The sequence below is a fragment of the Ruminococcus sp. YE71 genome (assembly GCF_900119155.1).
GTDB lineage: Bacteria > Bacillota > Clostridia > Oscillospirales > Ruminococcaceae > YE71.
This window is the reverse complement of record NZ_FPIR01000002.1, coordinates 80,574-102,844: the sequence shown is the minus strand read 5'-3', so window position 1 is coordinate 102,844 and position 22,271 is coordinate 80,574. Positions and strand designations below refer to the sequence as shown.

Genomic DNA, 22,271 nt, shown 5'->3' with positions numbered 1-22,271 from the left:
TTCAATGGAATAATAAACGTTTGTTATTATTAGGTTGATTCTCATTTTATGATGATTTTACCTATTTAGAAGAAAGGGAAAAGTGTTTTTATCAACAAATCTTATCATAAGAATGCAATACTATTCATAATAAAAAAGCTGTGTATGTTTTATAAAGAAGTTAGTTATGTTTGGTATATTTCTTTATTTGTACCCTTAGTTTCGATATTGCTTTCTCCAAACATAATTGTCTCTTCAGAGTAAAAAGGAATTTGTTGTTGATAAGAGGTTTTTTCCTTTAAATGATGTTTTTGTTAAAAATAGGGTGAACAATTATTTGTTATGAAGATAAACATTCTAAAAACATCTGTTTAGATATGAGTATACACAGCCCTGCCATCAGCAACGATGGCGGGGCGTTTTGGATCCATCAAAAAAGAATAGAAAGTATTCTTCTTTTATGATGAATTTTTTTGATTTTTACGAAAAATATGCTATAATAATAGAAGGAGGGTCAATTCTTTTTTTAGGAGGTATTTTTATGATTAGCAATGAACTCTTTTTGCCGACAAGCTCATCAGCACAGCTCTTGTTTAGAATAATAGCACATCGTGAGCATATAGATCAGCTTAAAACCAATATAGAAGCCTGTAATCCTGATGCAACAGTATCAATTGTTGCGGGAGTATCATGTTTTGAAGTGAAGTGCATTTCAAAAAGCTCAAATAATTATAATGAAATAAAAATCAAAATGCCTGACAAGGATAGACTTAGCAGTTTTAGCTCAAAATCTGCGAAGCTGCTTGTTATAATGCTCTCAGGTGCAGATGAAAAAGGCTGTTCAGAGCTTAATATCAGTGAGATCATGTCTGTATTGGGATTTGGCAATAAAAAAGCCTTTGTAGCATATGTTAAAAAGCAGCTAGAGCTTATGTCCATCGTTACAATAGAAATAAGTTCTAAACACGATAAAAAGACTCATGATGTTGCAGAATCACCTATAATAAATTGTTGGTCATATAAAAAGGGCATATTTAATATTAAGTTTTCCTCTTACCTGTTTGATGATATCACACATTTCAGCAAGCCCCTGCCTAAAGAAGTGTTTGACCTCTCTGAACGTGAATTCTATATTGTATGTGGCATACTGCGCCGTCTGTCTCAAAAAGGTGATTACTCATTAAAACCTGACAGAGCTGTAAAAACCATCATTGCTGATACCGGACTGCCGAATCCCGATAATTGGGGTAAGAATCCCAACAGTTATTTTAAGAAACCGCTTCTTGAGATGATATCACATATCAATAAAACCTGCAATGCAATTTTAAATCTTTATACTGAGTCGGATGAGAATACTTCTGCAAAGGAACTGTATGAACAGATGATCAGCATTACTCTTGACAGGAATTATGTATACAGACCATCTGATTTTAAAGGTCTGTATGTATACAACACAGTGAAGGAGTCTGCTAACACCATATGCCGTGCTTATCAGTATTACGATGCAGGCAATCTTATCAACGATATAACATTTAAGGTGGCAAACAGTTTTGCTTTTGACCTTAAGGGGCTGCCTTTGGATATAACTGCTATTCCCGGCAGATTCAATATTTATGAATGCAAGAACTATGATCTGTCATCTGCAAATAAGGCAGCTACAAAGAGCTTTTTATTTAACTTTATAATGGAAGAAAAACTATTTAAATACCTGCTCTCACTTGACAAAACACTTTTTACAAAGCTTCAGGAAAGTGATTTTATTGACGAGACAGCCAAAATACTCGGTCTGAGCAAGTCCGAAACAGCTAAGCCTTGTAAAGAGATGATCAAAAAAATAATGCCGGCACTATGTGCCGAATACATCATCAGTGCGAATACAGAGCCTGACTTAGATGTTGTTAAAGCCGTTCGGAAGCTGCTTAAACTATATTCCAACGATCCGCTTGAACAGCTCAAAAAAGACCCATTTACAGTTGGTGAGGAAATTGGTATTTCTATCCCTACACAGGACAAGATCGCTAATATGAATCTTATCCCTATGGATGATGAAAAAAGACTTGAGGCTCGTCATTTATACATAGCAAGAGATACGTGCAGAGCGCTTGGCTGTACGGCTTTGACCTATAATACTTTTAAGAGATCATTCTTTTTAGAGTACAATAATGAGCTGACCGACGCAGAACATTTTAAGTTCTTAAGTTCCGCAAAGGTAGATTGCAGCAGATATGTAGCCCCCGGCGGTCAGGAATATATAATGCACAATTCCTTTAAAGATATCACTCAAAAGCTTGCTGAGCAGATAATATATCATTCGGGATATGCTTATCTGAACATTACTGCCTTGAATGTCAAAATATTAGATGATGTACAAAGAACTGTCAATTACCGTTTAGAGCCTGAACAGGCACAAGCTCTTAATGCTGTTCTGCACAGGGGATATATAATCACAGGCAAACCCGGCACAGGTAAAACTGCTGTAATAAAAGGACTTGTTGAAGTAAACAGACTTCTTTTTCCGTATGAAAACATATGCATCTGTGCTCCGACGGGGCGTGCTGCTTCCCGTGTGTATGAAGAGACCGGTTATAAGGCAAATACTATTGATTCGCTGATAAGATCTTATGATATAATGACTTGTGATCTGCTTATTATTGATGAGGTATCTATGGTCAGTGAGATGCTTATGTACAGACTTTTTGAGGCGCTTCCTTCTAAAGCAAAGGTAATATATATCGGTGATCCGAATCAACTCAAATCGGTGGAATCGGGCAACTTCTTATCTGATATTCGTAAATCAGGAAGGCTGCCCTTTACCGAGCTGAAAAAATGCGTCAGAACATCGTATAAAGCTATCCATAAAAACGCTGAAAAGATACTTGACGGTGACTCCGGATTAAAAACATCACAGAAATTTGAGATATACAACTGCAAGAATATATCTACTATGAATGATACTATCAAGGAAATATATAGTAAGAATTACTTAAATAACAACGATGCTCAGATACTTACTTTTACCAACAAGGATACTGCTGATCTGAACAGAAAGATCACTGCGTTAAAGAAGCTCAAAACAACAGTGAGATTTGGCAAGGTCAGATACGGCTCCGGTGAAAGAGTGATCTTACTCAAAAACAATTACAGTTCAGAGTTTTATAACGGAGAGATTGGTCATGTATTGAAGGCTAATAAAAGCAGTCTTCAGGTAAAAAAGACTAACGGAAAGATCGTTACAGTTACCGAGCCGACTGAAATAGATAAAGCGTATGCGATAACCATTCACAAGAGTCAAGGGTCTGAATTTGATACGGTTATTATTGCATTGACCAATTCCGATCACCTGACCAGAGACCTGCTTTATACTGCCGTGACAAGAGCAAAGAATAAAGTCATCATTGTTGCGCTCAAAGGAACTATTGAAAAGGCTTGTTCCAATACAGCCGAGCGTTCGACACTGCTGAGGTATGTTTTGGAGGGGTCAATCGTTTTATAAAAAATCATCATTTTAAGTTCAATAATGCGGCGAATTTTTTTCGGTTTATATGAATTTTCTGATATAATACTAATAGAGGATAATAACTCTAATATATATAAGGAGCGATTTAATTATGGATTCAACTAATAATCCGAGTTCCCGTCCAATCTCAGACGAGGAATACGAAGAACTCTGCCGCAATGAGATACTTGAAGAGATGTGGAGAGCCGAACACGAGGAAGCAGATGAGCCGTATTATGATGATGACGGCTATTATCACGGATCTCAGCCGCACAAAAAGCGCGGTCTGCCGCCTGATGAGTATTATCATTATCATGAGGATAACGATCCTGATGATCTTGATGTTTGGATGAATGGGTATTGAATGGGAGGGATTTAAATGATATACAAGTGCAGAATAAGAAGGCTGATTTTCAAAAATCCTAAGACGGGATATTGTGAAATGAGGACAGAAGCTGAAAGCATAAAGGGAATAAAACCTTATGTAGAAGACAGATGTGCAACAGTGAAGGGGTATATACCATACATAGATACAGACCTTCCTCTTGCATTCGACGGTGAGTGGAAAGACGATAGCGACGGCTGGTATTTTGATGTACATAGCACAAGCTTTTATATTCCCAAAAAAGTATTCATAAGAGACTTTCTTGCTGGAATAACGGGAGTGGGCAAGAAGTCTATTGAAAAGATCTGCAGCTCAGGATTTGACCTTTTTAATGAAATTAAAGAAAAAGATGCTGTAGATAAGCTTGTAAGCATAGGCGTAGGAAGGAAGCCTGCCAAACTTATCAGAAAAAAGCTTATGGAAATAATCAGAAAGCCGGATATTGATACTATAATCTCTGCTTATTTGGAAGACTACACTATTGCAGATAATCTGTATAAAGAATATGGTTATGATGGTATTGAGAAACTCTTCAATAGCCCATATCTAATAGGTAAGTATATTGGGCTTGATCTGGAACAGTGCGATATCGTGGCTTTTAACAACGGTTTTTCAAGATCGTATGACAAGCGGGTAAAAGCATATCTGTCAAGAACGATCCAGAGGCGTATCGACAGTAAAGGAGATACCATTATAGGTGTAGAAGAACTCATTAACGAACAGTTGGAGGAATTCAGTAAACTTGGTGATGTTTTTGACTATGCTCTGATAGAGGAGCAGCTTAAAGATACGCCGGATGTTTTAATAAGTGAAACTGGGAATTACCTTATTATAAGAGAGCTATTAAGAGTAGAACGAAATCTTGCTGATGAGATCATCAGACTAACATCTAATAAAAAGACGTATTCGATAACTGATAGTGTGATCGACCAGACTGAAAGACAAATGGGAATACGTTTTTCTGCCGAACAAAGAGAAGCATTACAGCTTCTGAGCGATTCAAAGCCTTCAATTATTACCGGCGGTCCCGGTACTGGAAAGAGTACCATCATACAAGGTCTGATCGAGTGCTTTAAAACGGTTTGCGGCGGTCATACAAGGATCAGACTCGCTGCACCAACAAACAAGGCTAAAAACAGAATGAGCATTATCACGGGTCGTCCTGCTGACACACTTCATACTCTGCTTGAGATAGATTATATGTCCGACGACGGAAAAGAGATAGGATTTACCAGAGGGCGTAATAATCCGATCAATGCAGATCTGATAATAATTGATGAAACCAGTATGATAAATGATGAGATGGCTTGCTCTATGACAGAAGCTATCGCAGATGAATGCAAGGTCATTTTCATCGGTGATATCAATCAGATACCGCCGATAGGATATGGTGCTTTCTTCAATGATATCATAACATTTTCAAGCTGGACTAAAACTATCAGAACTGTTTGGCTTATGCAGACTTACAGAGCATCCTGTCTTTCGGGAATAATCACAAATGCTGAGAGAATACTGAACGGAAATACAAATCTGATCAATACTCCCGATTTTGAAATCAGGAGCGTATATTCTTCATGTCTTACACAAGCTGCTGCTAATGAGGCAATTAAATGTCAGTATAATAATGAGGATCATCAGGTGATCTCTCCTATGTATTCTTATTCCGGAGGGATAAACGAAATAAACGGATATCTGCAATCAGCATTAAATTCAAACCCACCCGTGACTATCAAGGGGAAAACATTCAAGCTGTATGATAAAGTTGTTTTTACTGCAACAAGTCATAAAAACGGATATAGCAACGGTGATGTCGGAAGGATAGTAAGACTCGACAATTATTCAATAGACGTAGATATTGATGGAAAAAATGTATCTTTGAGAAGCGCTGATATTAATAATCTTGAGCTTGGATATGCGATAAGTGTGCACAAAAGTCAGGGCTCTGAATGGGATACTGTGATAGTATCCTTGCAAAAAGGCAAAGTCGCTACCCGTGCGCTTCTATACACGGCTGTAACAAGGGCGAGAAGAAAAGTGGTGCTTATTTGTACTGAAGAAACATTGGAATATGTGTTAAATAATACTGCGGGTATGAAAAGAAATACAGTTTTGAAATATGAGTTATTTAAAAGAACGGAAATGCTGAAATAGATTTACATCAAGTCAGCTATGATGAAAGAAAATACCCGTCAAGTCATTTGACTCGGCGGGTATTGCAGTATGAGCTCAGTATGATCGCAAATAGAAAATAACACAAAAGCTGTTGCGAAAGCACAAGAATTATGATATAATATTTAGAAAGCTATTTCAAATAAATTGCTTATTGAATGAAATACAATCGTCAGAAAGGATAATCTGAAATGCGTTTGATCTATATTTACATAAACAAATTTAGAAATATTTTTGATCAGGAAATAATACTTACTGATACATACGATATAGCATATGATCCAATATCAACATTTCCAAACGCACTAAGTATTTCAAAAAAAGAATCCACATCAAAAGCGAATCTTATCTACAAAGACTCCTTACTATCAAGTGTTCATATGATCGCTGGTAAAACCGGTGCCGGAAAAACAAATATTTTTCAGCTTATCGGAATGCCCGAAGAGGAACGAACACAGGATTCCGAAGCTGATGATTCATATTTTTTGCTTTATGAAACTGATGGTGCATTTGTTGCAGAGCTATATAGTATTAAAATAGATAAGTCATTGACTTTATCTGATAATAGCGATAATTTAAATAATGACCTTTCACTTTTCCCAGAGTATGTTCAAAAATATAGCAGAAGTCTTGATTCTATGCATTGCTATCGGTTTAAAACAAATGGGAATATATTGACTGATATAGAACCGATAAGGTCGGAGAGCGATTTAGGAAAGGATAATACTTATATCTTTAATGGATATGAACGTCATGCTTTTCCGTTCTGTCCATATGAAGAAATGAGACTTGAAGATAATAATTCTGACAATAAGTGGATGCGGAGGATAAATGCGGAATATCATAGAACAGCTTTATGGAATAGTTGCCGCTTTTTAAAAGAATACATTGATAGTTTTGATAAAGAGAATTTGAAAAGAAAGGCAGCTCTCGTTATTAAATGCAGCAATTGGGCTGATACCATCAAACAGCGTTTAGATGATAATCTAAAAAAGCATGATTACTGGACTTTCAGAGAAAACATCAGGCAAGAGGAAATAGATAAGGTTACAGGTAAAGCTACTAAGAATTCAAAACGACCGGCAATAAAGCATCAATTTGTTCATGATCTATGGACAGATTTTGCACTTTATCTGAGAGAATGGATATCATACATTCAAATGTATCCTGTTGAAATACCTGAAGAAAATCTTGATTCAACAGGAACACAAGATGTATATCAGGAATTTATCGATTATTATTATGAAAAGCAATTTGAAGAACAGAAAAAGACCTCAGGTAAAAGAGATAAAAATCCTATCGATCCCACAGTTTTGCCTGATTACGAAGAAATAAGTATTTTAAAACGCATCGAATGGCTTTCAATGTGGATAGACAGACGTGGAGACGGAGTTCCTCAATCCCTTTTATGGCAGATATATGGGGATATAAAAGACATTGGTGATATACTTAACAAATTCGATGATAAGTATTTTACCAATGATACGTTCACTCTTCCAATAGAAGAGATGTATACAGATAAGAACAAAAAACTTGTTGAAACTCTGTTTGAATGTATGGAACAATACCGACCTGATGATACTGGCATTTTTACTAAAGAACTACTGCCATATAGATTTTCATGCATTAGTTCAGGCGAATATCAATTTGCAAAGGTTATGGGAGGAATCGAAGAATATTGTGTCAAATTATCTGTTGGAGGATATGGCAATCATCCAAATCTCATTTACCTTCTTGATGAGCCTGAAACATATATGCATCCTGAATTATGCCGCACCTTTATGTACAGACTGGATAAGGTGCTTAAAGAAAGAACAGGGGATTCTGATATTCAAATACTGATCAGCACACATAGTCCACTGCTATTATCTGACGTTCTTCCGAGTCAGATCACAAGACTTGACCTAGATTCGATGGGGAAATGCATTATCAGGAATGGAGCAGAAAAAGCATACTTTGGAGCAAATATCCATACCATTTTGGCTGATGGGTTCTTTCTTAATTACACTATTGGTGAGTATTCAAGGCAGTATTTGCAAGATAGATTAAATTGGCTTAAAACAATAATTCAAAAGGATCATTTAACTGAAAGAGATAAGTCGGAATTGAAACAATTTAAAGACATTGTTCCGATCATTGGCGATGATTTGATAAGAAGTAGTTTTGAATTACTTTTGAAACAAACGGAGGACAAAACATGAGACGAATAAACGTATCTCCTGAATTGATAAAAATTCATACTGATGCCGTGAAAGCAAGGATCAATAAAAGCTATGATAAAAGTGAAATAATAAATAATATCAAATCGTTGGGAGTTGGTACAATTGAAGAATTCCTTACGGCAGATGTAGATACATTAAAAAGATGGGTCAGAGAATGCCCCGAAAAACTAGATTTTTCTCAATTTAAAAATATGTATCAGCGTTTTTTCAGCAATGGAGCAGATAAGTTTGTTGATAAGGATTATAATGCATACAAATTCCTAAAAGAACTTGATGTGACTGTATGTCCTTACTGTGATGATGAATATCTTGATATCGTTGAAATCGATGATAAACAGAAAAGGACTTCGGAAATAGATCATTTCTTTCCAAAAAGTAGATTCCCTGCTTTAGCTATGTGTATATATAATCTTGTTCCAAGCGGTCAGAACTGTAATGGTCTTAAGCTTGAATTTGAGCTCGGGGCAGATCCATATGAAAGCGACATTGAGAGTCTGTCTTTTTTATATCCTGATCTGGATGTTGGCGTATTGTTAGATAATCTATCGCCGAATGAGTGCAAAGTATTGTTTCATCCCAAAGATGGAATGGAGAAAAATGTATCTCTGCTTGCTTTAGAACAACGCTATGAAAGGCATGCGCCAGAAGCATACAGACTTCTTAGAAATCGACAGTTATATAGCGAGGAAAAAATCAACGAGATAGTTAAACTTACAGGGCAATCTAAAGAAGATATAATATCGTCTTTGTTCGGACCACAGGATATTAAAATAAAGAAAAATGAGTTGAGACAGAAAATGCTTAAAGATCTTACCGGATACTGACGAAGAGATTATTATATAGGATCAAATACAATTATCGGATTCATAAATAGCTATTATCTCCTGAAAAAAGGGTGAAAAAAGTTTAGTTCAGACACAATTGTATGATGTTTCAGAGCCATAAAAAGGAACCGAAAAACCCGGTTCCTTTTCTTTGCACATTATTTTCTAAAATCAAACGCTCACTATTTTAAATAAACCCACAGCTTTTCAAATATCTCATAAACAGCCGTCGCAGGAGTGCAGTTGGCAGGTGCTTCACCTTTGTGAAAGTCCATCAGCCGCTTGCTGTTTTGAATAGCGTCTTCGAGATGGTCTCTTAAAACAGAATAAATATCATCACGATTTTTCTTATATTCACTTCCGAGCCGCTGTGTTAACTTCGGAAAGTATTCTTCTCTGTGCAGATCTGAATCAAAATATGAAAAGTGCAGTAAAAACCACAATTCGATGCATTGGTTAGACCAAAGTGCATGATAGGTAATTTCTCCATTTGACAATTCATTGCATCGGGTAACAGCTTCATTAAAATGTTCAGCAGGGAAATCGTCCTTATCAAAAACTACCCATATATGTTGAAAGCAATTGTCGTATCTTGATTGGATATCCTTAGCTTTTTCAACCAGTGCCTTAGTATTTGAACCCTGACCGATGCCTTCAATGTGAATATCTATTCTTCCCGGATATTTATTGTTTATCTCGTTTTTCAGCCCTTCAAAATACTGAGGTTCTGTCTTCTCGCCCTCTGCAACTATAAGATGATATTCCGGATTGATAAGTCTTGATCTGTCACGTCGGGGACGCTTCCATGCTTTATTGCGGTCACTCTTTTTCTCAGGTTTCTTTGACATGGCTCAGCTCCAATCTGTCATATGCTGCAAATAAGGATCTGCACCATAACGACCTTCAAGATACTGCTTGTCAAAAGCTGTATGCTGACCGATGTGGTTTCCGCTTTCATCACGAAGTTCGTAGAGAGAATAAAGGTCGCTCGACTCGTCCTCTTTCCTGTAAGCGAACCATATCTCATCAGTTCTGAAAACACTGCTCTTCATTGTCGATACATCATGTGAGGTAAACAATAGCTGTGCTTTCTTTCTATTGATTTTCGGGTCTTTGAAGAGCATGATGATATACTTTAGCAGCTTTGGATGCAGCTTGGCATCGAGTTCATCAACGATCAGTAAGCGACCCTCATTAAGAGCGTTAATAACGAAAGGAAGAATACTAAACAACTTTTTAGTACCGTCAGATTCTTGTCCTAGTGAGAGAAGGTATTTTTCGTTATCAATAGTATGCTCTAAAAATACCTTCAAACCAGCGCTTTCATTATCCTCAACAATAATATCAGAAATATTTATACCGGTATCATTCAGTAACGTTACAAAATTCTTTTTGAACTCTTCATCGTTGTTCCATATGGTGTGTCGATCCGAAAGAGGCAACGCATAATTGATTATTGTGCATAAAATCAACCAATTGGCAGCATCGTTTATACTTTCTATATTATACGTTGCTGCAAGGTACGAAAAAAACGGCATATTCTCGTTGACGTTTTTGTTTATAGATTTATTTTTGATACTTGAACCTAGAGTGATACCATTCTCATCTCTTTCAAAAAGAGTTGCAGATTTACCGTAATTAACAAGCTTTCGTCTATACAACTGTTCCTTAATGATTTTTGTTTGTTTTAAATGTAAAATATACTTGTATTCATAATCATTATTAGGTTGGAAGAAAATCTCAAACTCAACAGGATGATCTTTTGACGAATTATCAAAAAGAAATGGTGTTGGAGGTGTTATTTTTAAATTTAATGTTCCTCTAATTGCAAGTATTGGGTTGACAACAGTACTAATTAAGGTTGAGAGAGCTTCGAGTGCATTTGACTTTCCTCCGCCGTTAGGTCCGTAAATGACCGAAACAGGCAGATAATTATACTTGTACCCGTCAGAGAGAAGTGAATCCTGAAACCCTTGTCCGCTTACAGCCTGAAGATCAAAAACCGTCTCGTCCTTGTATGACTTATAATTCTTAAAAGAAAACTGACTTAACATATCGGCACCTCCTCGATTACTATTATACATTATTATACGCTGATTGTCAAGATTAATTCTTTGATTTCATAAAAAAGTTATTAGATTCCACTTTTTAAACGCAAAGATCAACGTTAACTCTGTTGAATAGATTACACAATTGCATCGATACTCAGGCAATAAAGAGCTTGTAAATCACCTGACAGGCAGATTTTGCATGAATAATAACAGCATCCTTCGAGTTTTAATCATGCCACACAAAAACAGCCGCCGAAGCGACTGTTTCAGTTACACTTATATCATTGTGATCAGATATGTTTTTTATAGCGAGTGACTATTTCACCACTCCTCATCATCAAACGAATCATCCCATTCAAAGCCCTCAAATGATCGGGAATGAGAATTATCCTTGCCGATAATATCTGTCAGGCTGTCCAGCTTCTCCACCGAAAACATGACCTGCGCCTTGTGAGAAATATGATCTTTCGATGACAATACTTTCGGAAGAGTCAGCCTGCATCTCTCGATAAGTGCATCCAGAGAACCGCTTTCAAACATCAGCTCGGGCAGCATTTCAGACCGTGACCGCCAAACGTATTTGTTCTTGTCAAAGGTTATCCTGATTGTTATGGTCTCAGACTCGTCGGTTTCAATATCATCAAAATCGAAATCGGCAAGATCTTCACAGGGGGAAGAATACTCATCAAGATCATGACAATATGATGGGACTGTAGGCTCATTCCCCTGTGGTTCAGACTTACAAACATCATAATCCAAAGGAACGTCACCGCAACAAATTGTTTCATCCAGGAAAAGCTCTAATGCTTCTATGAACGAAAATCCTTTTTGAGCAAATATATCAGTTGCCAACTTCAGAAGTGTGCTGTCTACTTCAATTGTAAATTCAGTGTTTGTCATAATGATACCTCATTTCTCATAATTCAGTTAGTTGAATCCTTCTGCTTGAGGCAGCATTTATATTATTGTTGCAAACCCTCCCTGCGTTTCGCTGCTTTCATATTTCCCGTTTTACCGAACGGTAGACGGTGAATTGCCAAAGTATTATGATAAGATATTCTCCTCTTTTATTAGCAATTTCCTTACTATTATTATACCGCAAATTGCGCTGTTTGTCAACGAAAAACAAAAATAGTATCTGAATATTTTAAGTCCAAAAATAACTGAACTGCGTCGTTTTTTATCAAATCGAATTTTCTGATATAATTATAATAGAACCATTTATCGACAACTGGAGTCCGATACATGGTTCTTATTTTTTTGTGAAAGGAAGAAAAATATGAAACACATTTTTACTGAGGACATACTGCCGTCGAGAGGGGATATTTATGTTGCCGATATGAATACCGTTGACAGCATGGGACACATATTGGTCCACAAGCGCAGACCCGTCATAGTTGTGCAGAATGATCTTGCTAACAATCATCACAGCAGCACCGTCACCGTCGTTCCTATAAGCTCGGACAAGCACGGCAAGCGCCTGCCGACTCATCTGCTGCTGGAGAAAAACTGCTTTATGCTGCGCCAACAAAGCATCGCCCACGCCGAGAACATAACCACCATTTTGAGGAGTGACCTGAGATATTATATAAGCAGGGTCGATGAAGCGACTATGAAGAAGCTTGTGCGGCTGATCAGTATCCAGATCGGGGCATAAGAACCATGTAAGACATGAGCTTAGCGGGTGAGCTTAATCACCCGCACTAATTAAATTAGGAGGTTATTATATGAAAAATTACACGGTTTTCGGAATGTTGCTCATGCATTTCATGATAGATAGGAACATGAGTACCGAAGAGTTAGCAGAGCAAAGCAAAATGTCTTATCCGCATCTCAGTAATATGCTCAGAGGCGAGAAAAACGTTACGCAGGACGCAGTTAAAAAGATCAGCAACGCCCTGAAATTAAGCAGGCAGGAGCGTGCTAAACTCAAAGAAGCAGCATTTATGTCCAACAAGGTCATTCGCATCGAAAATGATGGCATACCTTATTATACCCTTAGATTGATTTATTTTCTCGTGCAAAAGAAGAATACTTTAAGCAAGACGAATGTTGAACAATGCAAGAAAATGCTCATCAGCAAATTACCTGACGATCAGTCGGAGTCTTCCTCATCAGATAAATAGTAATAGACCTTCTGAGGCTCGGACTCTTTTTCGCTTGTATCGTTTCCATTCAGCTTTTTGATGACTGTTGAAGCCTTGACAGGAGTTGCCACAACCGTGTTGTCATTCAACACTATCAGGCTTCTGACCGCCTTGCCTCTCGTCAAATTAACAAGCCTGTTTTCCTCATGAGCCGATTGGAAAGTTGTTTTGGAGATAGTGCTGCCGTTGTATGCAAAAACAAAACGCACATCGTCCGTCGAAATATAATTGCCCATTGAAACGAGAATAAACATAGTATCACCCTTTCGATTATTCTATGTTTATTATATCAGATAATCAATTCTGTCAAAAACAAGCTTAATATCTTTGCATCGGTGTTCAACATACACTTTACTATGATAAAACAACACTCAAAAACACTTTAGTCCGATAAAGCTAAAAGAATATCCTGAATTTTATCCCGCTTATGATTAAATACCTATCCCATAACAGGATAAAACAGCCGATTTTCGCATTGAAAACCATAAAAAATAGTTTTAGAGTCTTAAAGGAAAAGATAACAGAAGGTTTTAGTGATAAGCCGGTTAGTTTTATGGTTTGTGAGGGTTTTGACGAGGGTAAGATCAGTGGGTTTTATACTTGAGATGGGTACGAGATATGACTGAAGTGGTGTTTTGCTGCTTCAAAGAGCGAAAAATCAGGACGAAAATCCCGTTTTTTATCCCAGAACGGAAAAATCGATTTTAGTTTTAGGAACCTCGGTAAAAACAGAGCAAGAAACCGAAGAAATGCTTGAAAAAAAGAGGAGCAATATGTCAAGCAACACTTCTGTTGAGAGCGAATTGGCAATGTTCATATTTTAACATAAAAATGTTATTCGATCTCCTGTTCCAATTCTCTGAATACATCAGCATCAAAAAACTCCACCAGCGAGATCTCCAGCCCGTCGCACAGTATCTTGATCGTAGCGACCCCGGGATTCTTGCTCGCACCATAAATAATGCTCTTGACCGTTGATGGTGACAGCCCCGAAATGTTAGCTAAGCCGTTCACGGTCATGTTTTTTTGCTCGCACAGTTCTTGAATGCGCGTGGCAACTGCTTCGTATACTTTCATAAAAAGCCTCCAGACGATATATAGACTTCTTATTTAGTATAACGAATTTCGGAGATGTTTGTGGGCGATATATACTGCTTGCCGGCAATGTGCCACAATGGTCTATATATAGTCTATATTAAGAAAATACGACTGAAGACAGTGCGAATAAAAATATAAAACAAAAAAGCCCTGAATAGCACAGAATCGGCTATCTCGGGTTATCGCAAAATAAGTAATTTTACAACAAAGCCTTGAAATCCACCGAAAACACAGACTATTGCAGCTCAATTCGACCAGCTTCTGACTGACATCTGACGTTAAACCGCCCATTTCAGCTTATTCATGCATCTACGTTTTCTCTCCATGTTAGAATGCACATAAAGATTCATCGTCAGTTCTATCCGGGCGTGACCGAGTATCTCTGCAAGCGTCTTAACATCGAACCCGGCTTCAATTGCTGCCGAAGCCATGCAGTGCCGCAGGGAGTGGAACTTAACTGACGGCAAATCTACGTTTTTCAGTATCCTGGCAAAGTGATACTGCATCGTCCTCGGCTCGGTGGGCTTAGTGCTGCCGCTGAGGATGTAATGCTCATCGTCGCCCTGCATTTTATTGAGTATAGAAAAAACGCCCGCAGGGATCGGGATCTCACGGGCAGAAGTCTGGCTTTTAGGCGGCGAAACGATAACTTTAGTTTTACTGTCACCGTCATGAACCGACACACGCTGAACGGTGCGATTGACGGTCAGAATACGTTTTTTGAAGTCAATGTCCGACCACGTCAGACCGCACACCTCACCCACACGAAGCCCCATGGCAAGGGCGAGGGTTATACCGAGATTTATTGAATTATTATGCTCATTAAGATATGCTCGCAGTTTCTTCTGTTCATTGTCAGTCAGCAGACGCACCTCCGGCTTGGTGCATTTTGGCATTATAATAGTATCGAACGGATTTGCAATGTTGTACTCCCGCTGTGCATACTTGAACACAGTTTTCAGCAGCACCATAATATCTGCAATGTAGCGGGATGAAAGTTTCTCATCAAGCTTGTTTTGCATAAACCTGTATGCCATTTTAGATGTAACCTCATAGCACATCATATCACCGAACTGCGGTATGATGTGTTTTTCTATTTTCATACGATAATTAGCAAGGGTTGACAGCTTGACCCTGTGACTGCTGACCGACAGCCATTCAGTGCAAAGCTCCTTGACGGTCATTTCCGTTTCAGAGACAGAAGCATTACCCAACAACGCCGAAATAAGCTTGCCCTCAGCTTACTCTCTTGTTCTTCAATAAAAAGACTTTGACTGACGTTTTCCGTTAATTACACCAAGTGACAACCTCGACTCCCAACGCCCGTCCCTGCGTAAATATGTACTTCCCAAGCTCATTTGAATCCCTCCTTCTCCGCCAATTTACCAAGATTTCCCAAGTTATTGAATGCTCGATAACTTGGGATTTTTCTTGTAAAAAGCACGCTATTACGCGGTTTGCGGGCATTTTGCTTGGAAATTCAGCGTCGAATTTCGACATCTAATTTCTGTAAAAAACACTGCTTTTCGCCCCAAAATCACACGGAATCACACGAGAAATCACACAAAATCACACGAGATCCTTTTTTAAGGCTCCTGATCGTCCTTTTCGGACTCCTGTTCGCAGCCTTCAAGCAGCTTGATGAAGTGATCGTCAATGGTCTTCTGGTACTTCTCCTCAGAATCGGTGGTGGTGTGGGTGTAGATCGTTTTGAGAATGCTGTCCGATGACCAGCCGCCCAGCTTCTGGATATACCCGTCCAGCACGCCGAGATCGGATGCGGTAGTCGCAAAAAGATGCCTCAGCTGATGAAAGGTGATCTTGATGCCCTGACGAGCCATGTATCTTCTGAAATTCTGCGACACCTGATTGTAGGTCATGTTGACGATATAATCCTCAGTGCTGCTGTGGGGCTGAGCCATTATCATATCGTACAGATACTTCGGCAGCTTTATCGTCCTGTTGCTTGCGGCGGTCTTGTTGACGTCACGCTTAACGTCATTCTCAACGCCGAGATATACCCTTGAACCGCAGACGGTTATGTACGAGCCGTCCCTTGATATGTCGCTGTACTTTAGCCCTCTGACTTCCGACACTCTAAGCGACAGCCACATCGCAAGCATACACGGAAGCTCGAACTCGGTGCCTTTGATCGCTTTGATGACTTCTGCGGCTGTGGGGAGATCGGGCTTCTTTGCCTTCGGCGCAGGTATGGTTATTCTCCTTGTAAGATGATAGTCGAACCCCTGAACGACCAGAGCGCTGTTGATAAGACTAAGTGCGGATTTCAGCGTCTTGTGAGAGCTGTGCTTGTCGCGATGATCTGCATTGACCGCCGCCTGAACATCGAGTATCTTCAGCTCGGAGATCTTTTTCATCATAATATCCTGTAGCCGATTGTTCAGAATGGTCTCGTAGCCGTACAAAGTCGAAGGCGCGATTATATCTCTTCTGGAGTCGATAAAAGCCTTGACTGCGGAATAGACCGACATATCACCGCCCTCACAGCCGATACCGTACTTCTCCTTGTACTCCGCTGCGAGCTTTTCGGCTTCCCACAGTGTATTTGCGGTGAAACTCTTGACTATCCTCTTTCCGTTTTCGTCCTGACCGACGACCACCTGCTTTCTGTACTTGCCCGACGACAGCTGTCCGGGCTTTTTCTTTTTAACTTTGTTTTTGTCTGACATAAAAGTCACATCCTTTCAAATTTGAAGGACGTGATATAGGAGTCATCTATATTATACCACGTCCTGAATGGTTTTTCAACTGTTAATGTTTAAAAAAATGCTGTTTTTATACATTTTGGTTCTATACAAACTTTTTTCTTTCCCCTTGATTTTTCGGCGAAAATGGAGTATAATAAAAATGATGTAGTATCTTCAATGAAAAACAAAGGTGACGTACTATGCTTAATGTGTATTTTGGTGATATGCCCGATGCTATCTACAATACGAATGTCTACTTTAACAACACATATAAAGACAGCTGGATAACAAATCCGTTTTCAAAGGAAATGATAAAAGCGGTCGACAAGTCCGATGTCATTGATGAAAGAACTATTTCTAGTCCTGTTTTTGGAAATATGAGTCCTAAAAAGCTTTCGGGCGGAGTAAAGACGCTTCTGCTTATTGCAAATGATCCTAATAAGATCTTCAACGCTTCGACCTGCGGTGATAACTGTGCGGAGTGGATATTGAAGATCGCAAAAATGAAAGAGGAACGGCATCAGAAAGTAGTTATCAATCTTCGCCACCTTATGGATTTCGGAGATGGACAATTTAAGATCAAGGTCATCAATACCAATAAGATCGTAACTAATATGGCTGAGTTGGTTGCCGAAGCCGGAGAATTTGTGTGAGGTAGTTATGACAGGAACACATCATATCGAAGTAAAAAACAGAGATGCTGTTTTTAAGTTTGATCTTCACAGAAACATCACTATAATTCGCGGTGACAGCGGCACAGGCAAAACAACGCTTTACGAAATGATCGCTGACTACACACGTTTGCAGCAGGCAAGCGGTGTAAATCTTTCGTGTGATAAGAATTGTGTTGCTCTTACGGACAGCGATTGGAAAAATCAGCTCCGACAGTTTTCCAACAGCATCGTATTTATTGATGAGGGTGCGGATTATCTGAAAAGCGAAGAATTTGCAGTTTCTATCAAGGCTACGGATAATTATTATGTTCTTATCACCCGCGAAAATCTGCACGAACTGCCTTACAGTGTTGACGAGATATATGAGATAAAAACCAGCGGAAAACAGCATAGCTTGAAAAGGATCTACAAATCAAATAAAAAGCATTTTTATTATGCTGCTGCGCCTGCTTCAATGACATATGATACTTTGCTGACAGAGGATTCCAAGTCCGGTTTTCAGTTTTACGATAACTATTTCAAAGACAGCGGCATTAAGTGTTTTTCTTCGGAATCAAATTCGGCAATATTCAAGTGGCTTAAAGAAAACGGAGATAAAAAAGTGCTTGTTATTGCAGACGGTGCGGCATTTGGTGCTGAAATTGATAGAGTACTAAAGCTCGGATTAAATTCAAAATTCAGGTTGTGCCTTCCCGAATCTTTTGAATGGCTGATACTTAAATCGGGATTGGTAAAAGACAAAGATCTGAAAATCATTCTTGATGATCCGTCAAGCTTTATTGAATGCTCGGAATATTTCAGTTGGGAGAATTTCTTTGAGGCGTATCTTGTAAATATAACAACTAACGCACCCGAAAATGCTCCTTTCAAGTATGCTAAGAAAGATATTAATGAAAGTTACCTTATTGACAGCAATTCTAAAAAGATAATTGCTGAGATCCTTTGATCTTTAAACAACACCATATCAATACATTGACCAAAGCTGTGATAAGACAGAGCATTTAAAGTCGGTCTTATTTTTTTCTGCAACATCAACCAGAGAGTGCAGTCCTGCTGACATAGCTCTCGGAAAGGAATAAGATAATGGATAGGAAAATAAAAAATCTTAAAACGACTCTTGTAATTGCCAGGGTAGCAATGGTCGTGGGTGTTTTGACTCTGATCTACTGCGGTTTCGATATTTCCAGACTTAAGTCTTCAATGGACAAATGCTCATCGGTGATTTCGGGCGTTGTGACCGATGTAGAAAGAAAAAGCGACACCAGACATGGATTTTACTATAAAGCGTATGTGACCTCCGAAGATGATCCGGGTATGACATTTGAGACCCCTTTCACAAAGCACGAATACGAAAAGGGTGATAGTGTGAAGATACACTATGATCCCGATGATATGTCAGATTACTACATAGATGGTGCAGAACCCACAGGAGAAACTGTGTCGCTGATAGTTGCTGTGGTGTTTATGCTGATAGTGGTATCTGTCACAAACATTGTCAGGGGAAAGCAATACCGGCAGCTGTGCAGTCAGCAAAGCGGCTCACCGTATTGAACAGGGATATAGCGCTGCGGCAAACTGCTTTTATATCCGCTTTGCTGCGACCGACAGTAATATGTTTTTAAATAGTCCGAGTTTAACAGCTCGGGCTATTTTATTTTTGATCAACAGCGTCTTCGTCTTTCGCCGGGAAAAGATCGGACAGTTCTCTGCCGGTAAGATAAACATACTGCGCGATCTGCCCGAGCCCGAGATTACTTGCGTCCTTGTCATAGTTGAGCAGAGTCCTGGGTGTAACGCCAAGGTATTCCGCCAGCACCGCGTCGGGCATATCGGATATCATCTGATAGTACCTTATCCTCGCCCAGATTATTTTGATGATCATGTCTTTTCTCTTTAGCTTTTTGCTCAATATTTAAACACCTTACCTTTCTTGTTTTCGGTGACCGGACTGTAATGTTGTTGGGTGTCATAAAAAATGCTTTAGCTGATCGGAGCCATAACAAATGAAAAAGGTGCTTCCATAAAACTGTACAAAAATCGGCAAATTATTAAGTGGTTTCATCAAAAAGGCGCAAAATATTTAGCGCAAGAAATATCGAACTCAACGCATCCGGTCAAATAAAAAACACCTCTCATAAGGTAAGCGCTGAGAACGGCGTTTTTCCAACCTTATTTCTCAAACTTTACAGATTGTTCAGAATCGCAATAAATTTTTAGGTTCTCATGACGACGGTTTACATCTCCTAGATAAATATTGTCGCCACGCATGACTCGGACTGCGTGAAAATGTGCAAATCGCCACGCAGTCAGCGCTCAACGATTGACCTTATCCCCAACCTGTGGTATAATTGTTATATCGAACATATTCCGCAGACACGGATATAAATAACCACGACCAAAGGAGCAATTATGGCTGAGATACTTGATATTGTTGACGAAAACGGCGAGCCTACGGGCGAGACCGTTGACCGTGAGACTGCGCACCTGCAAGGCGTTCGCCACAGGACGGCTCATGTGTGGATATTCAGAAAAAGGGACGGGAAGGTGCAGGTGCTGCTGCAAAAGCGTGCGGAGCATAAGCCTTCTTACCCCGGGTGCTACGATATTTCCAGCGCGGGGCATATCCCGGCGGGGGTGGACTACATTCCGTCTGCGCTTCGGGAGTTGCAGGAAGAGCTGGGCGTGACGGCTTCGGCTGAGGAACTGCACTACTGCGGCATACGCTACATCTGCTCCGACGATGTGTTCTTCGGCAAGGAGTTCCACGACCGTCAGGTGTCGAAGATCTACGCTCTGTGGAGAGACACGGAGGAGGACGGCTTCACCCTGCAAGCCGAGGAACTCGACAGCGTTCTCTGGATAGACTTCGGCGAGTGCGTGGAGCGTGTGCGGAACAACAGCTTCAAGCATTGTATCCTCATGGAAGAGCTGATGATACTCAAACGGTATCTGGAGGAGAACGGTCAGCTTTTGGGCGACAGTTAAAAAACACTTTAAGGAGAAGCTATGAAAAACGGAATAAGACCCGACCCGAATAAAGTTCACCCTATCAGCGGGTACGACAAAGAGATCTATATCAAACCGACGATCAGCAATCCTAATATAATAGTCGGCGATTTTTCCTACATTGCCGACTCGGATTTTGAAAGCCACGTTACGCACCATTACGAATGGAACGGTGACAGGCTCATCATAGGCAAATTCTGTCAGATAGCGGCAGGCGTCGAGTTTGTAATGAACGGCGCAAATCATCAGATGAACGCCGTGTCAACTTTCCCGTTCTATACTCTGGAGGGCTGGGATATGCAGCCGCCCGAAGCTGACGATATGCCGCTGAAAGGTGATACTGTGATAGGTAATGATGTCTGGATAGGTCAGAATGCGGTGATACTGCCGGGGGTACATATTGGCGACGGTGCGATCATCGGCGCAAACAGCGTTGTCGGACGAGATGTTCCGCCCTATACTATCGTTGCCGGAGATCCTGCGAGAGAGATACGCAAGCGCTTTGATGACGAAATGATCGAACTGCTGCTTGGATTTAAGTGGTGGGATAAAAGCATCGAAGAGATCAATTCGCTTATCCCCCTGCTGACTTGCAGCGATATTGAAAAAGTAAGAGACGAGATCATGAAAAGATCGGAGTGAACGTACTGTCAGCATTCGTATGCGGACGAAAGATCATCGGAGGTGCATTGATTTGAACAGACTTATAATAGTTGAAGGGCTGCCTTGTTCGGGTAAAAGCACGACTGCAAAACATATTGCTGAGAGTATCAAAGCGCATTTTTATGACGAGGGCTGCGGAGATCACCCTGCCGATCACGAATTTCATGCGTTTATAAAAAGTGCCGACCTTAGCAGCTTTTCGTCGGAAGAACAGGCACTTATCAAACAAAAGTCTGTTCAAAGGGCAGACGGATATATCGTTCCTCTCGGCGAGTTCAGCGGTGAACTTTTTGACAGGCTTTTGCAGTATAAGATCTATGATTTTCTCCCCTGGGAAACGGAAAGCCCCGTGATGCTCGATAAATGGAGCGAATTTGTCCGCACCGCCGAGCCGCATGAACGGTATGTTTTCAACTGCGTTCTGCTCCAAAACCCCATGTGCGAAACGATGATGCGTTTCGGATTTGACACAAAAACCTCGGCGGACTATATAAGCTCAATTTGCAAAATAATTGCTCCGCTGGAGCCGTTTGTCGTGTATCTTTATTCGGGCGATATAAGGCAGTCGATAGAAAAAGCCGTCTCGGAAAGAGGCTCGGCTTGGCTGAACAGTGTCATAGACTATCACTGCAACGGTGCTTACGGAAAGGCTATGCAGCTTTCGGGATTTGACGGCTATATATCGGCACTTGAAGAACGTCAGCGCAGAGAGCTCGAGATACTGCGCAGTTTGAATGTCCGACACATGATCGTCAATGACCCGCAGGAAGACTGGGACAAAGCCTATACGGAGATCGATCGTGAGATCAGCAGCATAACATCAATAAGTCAAAAATAACCACAGCGGAC

The 22,271-nt window shown here is 39.8% G+C and carries 22 protein-coding genes; 14 read left to right on the top strand and 8 right to left on the bottom strand.

Going from position 1 to position 22,271, the window contains the following annotated elements; all coding sequences use genetic code 11:
• Window positions 1-520 precede the first annotated feature (520 nt).
• The 5 genes from BT142_RS02195 to BT142_RS02175 all read left to right on the top strand — a co-directional run bounded on the left by BT142_RS02195 (window position 521) and on the right by BT142_RS02175 (window position 9,075).
• Window positions 521-3,472, top strand: coding sequence for an AAA family ATPase (locus BT142_RS02195; RefSeq protein WP_072416569.1), 2,952 nt, complete (start codon window positions 521-523; stop codon window positions 3,470-3,472).
• 115 nt (window positions 3,473-3,587) lie between these two features.
• The gene (locus BT142_RS02190; protein WP_072416568.1) at window positions 3,588-3,839 is read left to right on the top strand and encodes a hypothetical protein; all 252 of its coding nucleotides are present in this window, start codon (window positions 3,588-3,590) and stop codon (window positions 3,837-3,839) included.
• A 15-nt stretch (window positions 3,840-3,854) separates the two neighbouring features.
• Window positions 3,855-6,011 (top strand): AAA family ATPase, encoded by a 2,157-nt coding sequence (locus BT142_RS02185; protein ID WP_072416567.1) that lies wholly within the window; start codon window positions 3,855-3,857, stop codon window positions 6,009-6,011.
• A gap of 209 nt (window positions 6,012-6,220) precedes the next feature.
• Window positions 6,221-8,230 (top strand): AAA family ATPase, encoded by a 2,010-nt coding sequence (locus BT142_RS02180; RefSeq protein WP_072416566.1) that lies wholly within the window; start codon window positions 6,221-6,223, stop codon window positions 8,228-8,230.
• Window positions 8,227-9,075: a hypothetical protein gene (locus BT142_RS02175; RefSeq protein WP_072416565.1), complete on the top strand. Its 849-nt coding sequence runs from the start codon at window positions 8,227-8,229 to the stop codon at window positions 9,073-9,075. Before BT142_RS02180 ends, BT142_RS02175 begins: the two co-directional genes overlap by 4 nt.
• Before the next feature lie 182 nt (window positions 9,076-9,257).
• Here BT142_RS02175 and BT142_RS02170 read toward each other — a convergent pair whose 3' ends face one another.
• From BT142_RS02170 to BT142_RS02160, 3 genes are all read right to left on the bottom strand, one after another.
• Window positions 9,258-9,923 (bottom strand): RloB family protein, encoded by a 666-nt coding sequence (locus BT142_RS02170; protein WP_072416564.1) that lies wholly within the window; start codon window positions 9,921-9,923, stop codon window positions 9,258-9,260.
• A gap of 3 nt (window positions 9,924-9,926) precedes the next feature.
• On the bottom strand, window positions 9,927-11,129 hold the full coding sequence (locus BT142_RS02165) for an AAA family ATPase (protein WP_072416563.1): 1,203 nt from the start codon (window positions 11,127-11,129) through the stop codon (window positions 9,927-9,929).
• A 318-nt stretch (window positions 11,130-11,447) separates the two neighbouring features.
• The gene (locus BT142_RS02160; protein ID WP_072416562.1) at window positions 11,448-12,026 is read right to left on the bottom strand and encodes a DUF1902 domain-containing protein; all 579 of its coding nucleotides are present in this window, start codon (window positions 12,024-12,026) and stop codon (window positions 11,448-11,450) included.
• 379 nt (window positions 12,027-12,405) lie between these two features.
• Here BT142_RS02160 and BT142_RS02155 point away from each other — a divergent pair, with 379 nt between their 5' ends.
• Window positions 12,406-12,783: a type II toxin-antitoxin system PemK/MazF family toxin gene (locus BT142_RS02155; RefSeq protein WP_072416561.1), complete on the top strand. Its 378-nt coding sequence runs from the start codon at window positions 12,406-12,408 to the stop codon at window positions 12,781-12,783.
• Between the two features lie 70 nt (window positions 12,784-12,853).
• The gene (locus tag BT142_RS02150) at window positions 12,854-13,252 is read left to right on the top strand and encodes a helix-turn-helix domain-containing protein (protein WP_072416560.1); all 399 of its coding nucleotides are present in this window, start codon (window positions 12,854-12,856) and stop codon (window positions 13,250-13,252) included.
• Here the strand turns inward: BT142_RS02150 and BT142_RS02145 are convergent.
• The gene (locus BT142_RS02145; RefSeq protein WP_072416559.1) at window positions 13,222-13,527 is read right to left on the bottom strand and encodes an extracellular matrix/biofilm biosynthesis regulator RemA family protein; all 306 of its coding nucleotides are present in this window, start codon (window positions 13,525-13,527) and stop codon (window positions 13,222-13,224) included. The genes BT142_RS02150 and BT142_RS02145 overlap by 31 nt on opposite strands.
• 381 nt (window positions 13,528-13,908) lie before the next feature.
• Here BT142_RS02145 and BT142_RS18615 point away from each other — a divergent pair, with 381 nt between their 5' ends.
• Entirely contained in the window at window positions 13,909-14,097 is a 189-nt protein-coding gene (locus tag BT142_RS18615; RefSeq protein WP_139182164.1) for a hypothetical protein, read from the top strand.
• Window positions 14,098-14,107: 10 nt separating this feature from the next.
• Here BT142_RS18615 and BT142_RS02140 read toward each other — a convergent pair whose 3' ends face one another.
• From BT142_RS02140 to BT142_RS02130, 3 genes are all read right to left on the bottom strand, one after another.
• Window positions 14,108-14,350: a helix-turn-helix domain-containing protein gene (locus BT142_RS02140; protein WP_072416558.1), complete on the bottom strand. Its 243-nt coding sequence runs from the start codon at window positions 14,348-14,350 to the stop codon at window positions 14,108-14,110.
• A gap of 299 nt (window positions 14,351-14,649) precedes the next feature.
• Window positions 14,650-15,555: a tyrosine-type recombinase/integrase gene (locus BT142_RS02135; RefSeq protein WP_278277289.1), complete on the bottom strand. Its 906-nt coding sequence runs from the start codon at window positions 15,553-15,555 to the stop codon at window positions 14,650-14,652.
• A gap of 402 nt (window positions 15,556-15,957) precedes the next feature.
• Window positions 15,958-17,061: a tyrosine-type recombinase/integrase gene (locus BT142_RS02130; RefSeq protein WP_072416557.1), complete on the bottom strand. Its 1,104-nt coding sequence runs from the start codon at window positions 17,059-17,061 to the stop codon at window positions 15,958-15,960.
• 218 nt (window positions 17,062-17,279) lie between these two features.
• On the opposite strand from BT142_RS02130, the gene BT142_RS02125 reads away from it, so the two are divergent.
• The 3 genes from BT142_RS02125 to BT142_RS02115 all read left to right on the top strand — a co-directional run bounded on the left by BT142_RS02125 (window position 17,280) and on the right by BT142_RS02115 (window position 19,304).
• Window positions 17,280-17,732, top strand: a complete 453-nt coding sequence (locus tag BT142_RS02125; protein ID WP_072416556.1) for a DUF4869 domain-containing protein — start codon at window positions 17,280-17,282, stop codon at window positions 17,730-17,732.
• Window positions 17,733-17,739: 7 nt separating this feature from the next.
• On the top strand, window positions 17,740-18,699 hold the full coding sequence (locus tag BT142_RS02120; protein ID WP_072416555.1) for a P-loop NTPase family protein: 960 nt from the start codon (window positions 17,740-17,742) through the stop codon (window positions 18,697-18,699).
• A gap of 137 nt (window positions 18,700-18,836) precedes the next feature.
• Complete coding sequence (locus tag BT142_RS02115; RefSeq protein ID WP_072416554.1) at window positions 18,837-19,304, top strand: DUF3592 domain-containing protein; 468 nt, start codon at window positions 18,837-18,839, stop codon at window positions 19,302-19,304.
• Between the two features lie 100 nt (window positions 19,305-19,404).
• Here BT142_RS02115 and BT142_RS02110 read toward each other — a convergent pair whose 3' ends face one another.
• Window positions 19,405-19,635, bottom strand: coding sequence for a hypothetical protein (locus tag BT142_RS02110; protein ID WP_092983052.1), 231 nt, complete (start codon window positions 19,633-19,635; stop codon window positions 19,405-19,407).
• A 527-nt stretch (window positions 19,636-20,162) separates the two neighbouring features.
• Between BT142_RS02110 and BT142_RS02105 the strand changes: the two genes are divergently transcribed.
• Genes BT142_RS02105 through BT142_RS02095 form a run of 3 tightly spaced genes read left to right on the top strand, consistent with a single transcriptional unit; the run spans window position 20,163 to window position 22,260 of the window.
• On the top strand, window positions 20,163-20,738 hold the full coding sequence (locus tag BT142_RS02105; RefSeq protein ID WP_072416552.1) for an NUDIX hydrolase: 576 nt from the start codon (window positions 20,163-20,165) through the stop codon (window positions 20,736-20,738).
• Window positions 20,739-20,759: 21 nt separating this feature from the next.
• Window positions 20,760-21,401, top strand: a complete 642-nt coding sequence (locus BT142_RS02100; RefSeq protein WP_072416551.1) for a CatB-related O-acetyltransferase — start codon at window positions 20,760-20,762, stop codon at window positions 21,399-21,401.
• A gap of 52 nt (window positions 21,402-21,453) precedes the next feature.
• Window positions 21,454-22,260: a P-loop NTPase family protein gene (locus BT142_RS02095; RefSeq protein WP_084659283.1), complete on the top strand. Its 807-nt coding sequence runs from the start codon at window positions 21,454-21,456 to the stop codon at window positions 22,258-22,260.
• Window positions 22,261-22,271: the final 11 nt, after the last annotated feature.

What these genes read in the sequence shown, in the direction of transcription:
- BT142_RS02110 (WP_092983052.1), bottom strand. Translation starts at nt 19,635, where the DNA reads ATGATCATCAAAATAATCTGGGCGAGGATAAGGTACTATCAGATGATA.
- BT142_RS02120 (WP_072416555.1), top strand. Translation starts at nt 17,740, where the DNA reads ATGACAGGAACACATCATATCGAAGTAAAAAACAGAGATGCTGTTTTT.
- BT142_RS02100 (WP_072416551.1), top strand. Translation starts at nt 20,760, where the DNA reads ATGAAAAACGGAATAAGACCCGACCCGAATAAAGTTCACCCTATCAGC.
- BT142_RS02130 (WP_072416557.1), bottom strand. Translation starts at nt 17,061, where the DNA reads ATGTCAGACAAAAACAAAGTTAAAAAGAAAAAGCCCGGACAGCTGTCG.
- BT142_RS02105 (WP_072416552.1), top strand. Translation starts at nt 20,163, where the DNA reads ATGGCTGAGATACTTGATATTGTTGACGAAAACGGCGAGCCTACGGGC.
- BT142_RS02180 (WP_072416566.1), top strand. Translation starts at nt 6,221, where the DNA reads ATGCGTTTGATCTATATTTACATAAACAAATTTAGAAATATTTTTGAT.
- BT142_RS02125 (WP_072416556.1), top strand. Translation starts at nt 17,280, where the DNA reads ATGCTTAATGTGTATTTTGGTGATATGCCCGATGCTATCTACAATACG.
- BT142_RS02140 (WP_072416558.1), bottom strand. Translation starts at nt 14,350, where the DNA reads ATGAAAGTATACGAAGCAGTTGCCACGCGCATTCAAGAACTGTGCGAG.
- BT142_RS02190 (WP_072416568.1), top strand. Translation starts at nt 3,588, where the DNA reads ATGGATTCAACTAATAATCCGAGTTCCCGTCCAATCTCAGACGAGGAA.
- BT142_RS02165 (WP_072416563.1), bottom strand. Translation starts at nt 11,129, where the DNA reads ATGTTAAGTCAGTTTTCTTTTAAGAATTATAAGTCATACAAGGACGAG.
- BT142_RS02195 (WP_072416569.1), top strand. Translation starts at nt 521, where the DNA reads ATGATTAGCAATGAACTCTTTTTGCCGACAAGCTCATCAGCACAGCTC.
- BT142_RS02160 (WP_072416562.1), bottom strand. Translation starts at nt 12,026, where the DNA reads ATGACAAACACTGAATTTACAATTGAAGTAGACAGCACACTTCTGAAG.
- BT142_RS02170 (WP_072416564.1), bottom strand. Translation starts at nt 9,923, where the DNA reads ATGTCAAAGAAACCTGAGAAAAAGAGTGACCGCAATAAAGCATGGAAG.
- BT142_RS02135 (WP_278277289.1), bottom strand. Translation starts at nt 15,555, where the DNA reads ATGACCGTCAAGGAGCTTTGCACTGAATGGCTGTCGGTCAGCAGTCAC.
- BT142_RS02155 (WP_072416561.1), top strand. Translation starts at nt 12,406, where the DNA reads ATGAAACACATTTTTACTGAGGACATACTGCCGTCGAGAGGGGATATT.
- BT142_RS02150 (WP_072416560.1), top strand. Translation starts at nt 12,854, where the DNA reads ATGAAAAATTACACGGTTTTCGGAATGTTGCTCATGCATTTCATGATA.
- BT142_RS02185 (WP_072416567.1), top strand. Translation starts at nt 3,855, where the DNA reads ATGATATACAAGTGCAGAATAAGAAGGCTGATTTTCAAAAATCCTAAG.
- BT142_RS02115 (WP_072416554.1), top strand. Translation starts at nt 18,837, where the DNA reads ATGGATAGGAAAATAAAAAATCTTAAAACGACTCTTGTAATTGCCAGG.
- BT142_RS02175 (WP_072416565.1), top strand. Translation starts at nt 8,227, where the DNA reads ATGAGACGAATAAACGTATCTCCTGAATTGATAAAAATTCATACTGAT.
- BT142_RS02145 (WP_072416559.1), bottom strand. Translation starts at nt 13,527, where the DNA reads ATGTTTATTCTCGTTTCAATGGGCAATTATATTTCGACGGACGATGTG.